Source organism: Sutterella sp. (assembly GCF_030539355.1).
In the GTDB taxonomy this organism is placed as follows: Bacteria; Pseudomonadota; Gammaproteobacteria; order Burkholderiales; family Burkholderiaceae_F; genus Sutterella.
Genome location: NZ_JAUNSF010000110.1, coordinates 5,820 through 10,139, shown reverse-complemented (window position 1 = coordinate 10,139; position 4,320 = coordinate 5,820). Strand labels below are relative to the sequence as shown.

Below are 4,320 nucleotides of genomic sequence, written 5' to 3'. Positions count from 1 at the left end.
AAGGACATGCGCCGCTGATCCTCACCGATCCTCCGGAGGTCTGACACATTCCTCCCGGAGGATCCATCGTCATTCAGACCGCTCCCGGGTTTCCGCAGAGGAATCCGGGAGTCTTCATCTGCGGGAAGCCGGTTCATCCTCGCTTCGATCGGAAACCGCGCGAATCCGATCGTTCCCAGTGCGCGGCACTGTTCCGTCCGGACTACCTTGTCAGGGCAGGGGATCCGGCCCCGGTGCGTCTCCCGGGAGGCCTGACACCGAGTCTCCCCGCGGCTTCTCCCGCCCGCGGCCAGTCCTCTCTTTTCAGAAGGAGAAGGAAATGACTGACCGCACCGCTCATCCGCACCTCACCCGCAGGACGCTTCTCGCCGGAGCCGCCGCGCTCACGGCGGGCCTTCCCGGCATTCCGCGCGCCGCCCGAGCGCAGACCGCACCCTGTTCCCCTGGCCTCGCGATGCCCTCCGCCGCCCGCACGCTCGGAACGGGGTCCGCCGCCGTCACGGTCTCCGCCGTGGGTCTCGGCTGCATGGGCTTCTCCTTCAACCGCTCGACCTTCGTCGAACGGAAGAGCGCGCTCCGGACCATCGCGCGCGCCGTTGACGCGGGCGTCACGCTCTTTGACACCGCCGAGAGCTACGGACCCTGGACGAATGAGGAACTCGTGGGCGAGGCGCTCCGCCCCTATGCCGGCCGCGTCACCATCGCCACCAAGTTCGGGCACACGTACCGCGACGGCCGCATGGTGCCGGGCGTCGAGGACTGCGCGCCCGCCAGCATCCGCCGCGTCTGCGAGGCGTCCCTCAAGCGCCTCGGCGTCGAGACGATCGGGATCTTCTACCAGCACCGGCAGGACAAAAACGTTCCCGTGGAGGACGTGGCGGGCACCGTCGCGGACCTCATCCGCGAGGGCAAGGTGCAGCGCTTCGGCCTCAGCATGGTCGACGCAGATACCGTGCGCCGCGCCCATGCGGTCTGCCCCGTCACCGCAGTGCAGAGCCGCTACTCGATGTTCTCGCGCGAGTGCGAGACCTCGGTCTTCCCCGTGCTCGAGGAACTCGGCATCGGCTTCGTCGCCTACGCGCCGCTCGCGATCGGCTGGCTTGCCGGGGACCTGAACGAGTTCACGCGCTTCACCGCCGACAACCGTCCGCGCATTTCACTCTTCGCCCCCGCGGCGCTGCGCGCCAACGGCCGCGTGATCGCGGCGCTCCAGGACTTCGGCCGGGAGCGCGGCATGACGCCTGCGCAGGTCGCGCTCGCCTGGATCCTCGCGAAGCGCCCCTGGATCGTGCCGATTCCCGGCACGACGAAGGAAGGGCACCTGCTTGAGAACCAGCTCGCGGGCGACTTCCCGCTCACTGAGGCCGACATGGCGGAGCTCCAGACGCTCGTCGACGCCGTGCCCGTCGAGGGACTCCCGGACTTCATGGTGCGGCATCCTGCCTGATCTCAGCCGTCCCTCCCGGAGGCCGGCTGAAACCGACCGCAACGATTTCTTCACAGTGCTTAGCCTCCGCGTGACTATCATTCGTTCAGGAGACACCGCCCGGCCGGATTCCCCGGCCGGTGACGAAACACTGCCTCCCGTCCCAGAAGAATTGAAGTCAGAAAGGAGAACCTAAAGATGAAGAAGATTGTTCTGACCGCCGCCCTCAGCATGGCCCTCGCTGCCCCGGCCTTCGCCGCCGACAGCACCATGGCCGACACCATGAAGGCCGGCATGAAGGCCGCCGCCACCCAGAAGGCGGACTCGGTGAAGTCGAGCGCGAAGTCGGCCGCCTCGGAGAAGGTGAGCTCGATCAAGTCCGGCGCCGCCTCGAAGACGACGGGCGCCTCCGAGAAGCTCGAGAAGGCGAGCGCGATGAAGCAGAGCGCCACCGAGAAGATGGAGGCCGCCAAATCCGCGAAGTCGTCCGCCTCCGAGAAGCTCAAGGCCGCGAAGTCCGCCAAGTCCTCCGTCTCGACCGACTCGATGAAGAAGGCCGCCAGCGAGAAGGCGGACTCCATGAAGTCCGAAGCCTCGCAGAAGGCGACGAACAAAATGAACGAAAAGATGAGCGGCCTGCTGAAGTAAAGCCCGCAGGCTTAACGCCTCTTCCCGCCGGACCGGCGAGCCTCCCCCTCAGTTCCCATGAGGCGCGAAGGGCCGCAGGCCCGGCTTTTTCATGCACAGCAGTCGGCGGTGAGATACCATGTACCGCATTCTCAACGTGATTTCTCTCATTTAAGGCGGGACACCTCATGACAGCTACGGCCACGAAATTCACCGGCTTCCTCACAGGACTCCTCCTGACGGTGCTCTCGGCCGGGACTGCGGGCTGCACGGACCGCGACCCCGCGGCCGACACGGCGCCAGCGGAGAAAGTCGTGCGCGTCCCTGCCGAAAAGCCGGGCCTCAGGGACATCTACTTCGCGGGCGGCTGCTTCTGGGGGACCGAGGAATACTTCTCCCGCATCCCCGGCGTCGCCGACGCTGTCTCCGGATACGCCAACGGCACGAAACCTGATCCCACCTACCGCCAAGTCTGCTCAGGAAAGACCGGACACGCCGAGACCGTGCGTGTGAGCTACGACCCGCGAAAAGTGACGCTCGAGACGCTCACGAAGCAGTACTTCAGGACGATCAACCCGTTCTCGGTGAACCGCCAGGGCAACGATGTGGGCTCTCAGTACCGCACGGGGATCTACTACGTGAACGAGGCCGACCGCCCGGTGCTCACGGCCGTGATGGAGGCGGTCGCGAAGGCCCACGGGCGCGCCGTCGCGGTCGAGCTCGAACCGCTCTCGAGCTTCTGGCCCGCCGAGGAATACCATCAGGACTATCTGAAGAAGAACCCGGACGGCTACTGCCACGTGTCCTTCGAGAGTCTCAGGGACCTGCCGCCGCCCCCGGACCAGTCCGATGTCCAGAAACTTCAGGAAATGATGATGAATTCGCTCGATCCCGCCCGGTGGACAAAGCCCTCCGACGCCGAGCTCCGCGAGAAGCTCACCGACATGGAATACGCCGTGACGCAGAAGGACCGCACCGAGCGCGCCTTCACGGGCCAGTACTACGCGACCGAGGCGCGCGGTCTCTACGTCGACGTGGTGACGGGCGAGCCCCTCTTCACGTCGATGGACAAGTACGACTCGGGCTGCGGATGGCCGAGCTTCGTCAGGCCGATCGACGAGGCCGTGATCAACGAGCGCATCGACACGAGCTTCGGCATGCGCCGCGTCGAGGTGAGAAGCCGCGCGGGCGACTCGCACCTCGGACACGTCTTCGAGGACGGCCCGCGCGACCGCGGCGGCCTCAGGTACTGCATCAACTCGGCATCGCTCCGGTTCATCCCGTACGAGGAACTCGAAGCCGCGGGCTACGGGGATCTGAAGCACCTCTTTGACAAGGCGGCGAAGCGCTGACCCCCGGCGGGAAGGGCTTTTGAGAAAGTGCCCGGAGTCATGCGACGCCGGGCATTGCTTTCCTTCCTCAGGATTCCGGTCAGGCTTTCCTGCCGTCAAGCGGGAAGTGACAAGCGACGAAGCGCTTCTCGGTGTCCTCCACCGACGAGCCGCCGGGCGGCAGGAAGACGACGGGCGAGAGGCGCGGCGTCTCGGTGCGGCACTTCGCCGTCGCCCGCGGGCAACGCGGGTGGAAGGCGCAGCCCGAGGGGGGCTTCAAGGGGCTCGGCACCTCGCCCCGCACGGGGGTGCGGGCGCGGCCGGTTTCCTTCAGGTGCGGGATCGCGTCGAGCAGCATCCGCGAGTAGGGGTGCTTCGGGTCGCTGAAGAGCGCGTCGCGCGGGGCGAGTTCGACCAAGCGCCCGAGGTACATCACGCCCACGCGGTCGCTCATGTGGTGCACGACGGCGAGGTTGTGCGAGATGAAGAGATACGTGATCCCGAACTCGAGCTGCAGTTCCTTCATGAGGTTCAGGACCTGCGCCTGCACGGAGACGTCGAGGGCCGACGTCGGCTCGTCGCAGATGAGGAACTGCGGCCGCGCGGCGAGCGCACGCGCGATCGAGATGCGCTGGCGCTGGCCGCCCGAGAACTGGTGCGGGAACTTCGTGAGCGCCTCCGCAGGGAGGCGGACGAGGTCCGCGGCCTCGCGCACGCGGGCCGCAACGGCTTCCTTCGGGAGCTCGGGATGGAGCGTCGCGAGGGGCTCGGCGATGATCTCCGCGATCCGCATGCGGGGGTTCAGGGACGAGTAGGGGTCCTGAAAGATCATGTTGAGGCGGCCGGCGATCGCACGCTCGAACTGCGCGCGCTGGCGCGCGTTGTCGCCCGCGCGCCCGGCGTTGCCCTCGAACCGGATCTCGCCCGCGGTGGGGG

General features: G+C 67.0%; 4 protein-coding genes. 3 read left to right on the top strand and 1 reads right to left on the bottom strand.

From position 1 onward, the window contains the following. The first annotated feature begins 319 nt into the window (after positions 1-319). From Q4F91_RS11660 to msrB, 3 genes are all read left to right on the top strand, one after another. Positions 320-1,447 carry an aldo/keto reductase gene (locus Q4F91_RS11660; protein ID WP_303337890.1) on the top strand — a complete coding sequence of 376 codons (1,128 nt, stop codon included), beginning with the start codon at positions 320-322 and terminating at the stop codon, positions 1,445-1,447. 177 nt (positions 1,448-1,624) lie between these two features. Further along, the gene (locus Q4F91_RS11655) at positions 1,625-2,074 is read left to right on the top strand and encodes a hypothetical protein (protein ID WP_303337889.1); all 450 of its coding nucleotides are present in this window, start codon (positions 1,625-1,627) and stop codon (positions 2,072-2,074) included. Between the two features lie 167 nt (positions 2,075-2,241). Then, positions 2,242-3,405: a peptide-methionine (R)-S-oxide reductase MsrB gene (gene msrB / locus Q4F91_RS13570; protein WP_368661012.1), complete on the top strand. Its 1,164-nt coding sequence runs from the start codon at positions 2,242-2,244 to the stop codon at positions 3,403-3,405. 79 nt (positions 3,406-3,484) lie between these two features. Here the strand turns inward: msrB and Q4F91_RS11640 are convergent. After that, positions 3,485-4,320: oligopeptide/dipeptide ABC transporter ATP-binding protein (locus Q4F91_RS11640; protein WP_303337888.1), on the bottom strand; the 836-nt coding region annotated here is incomplete at its 5' end.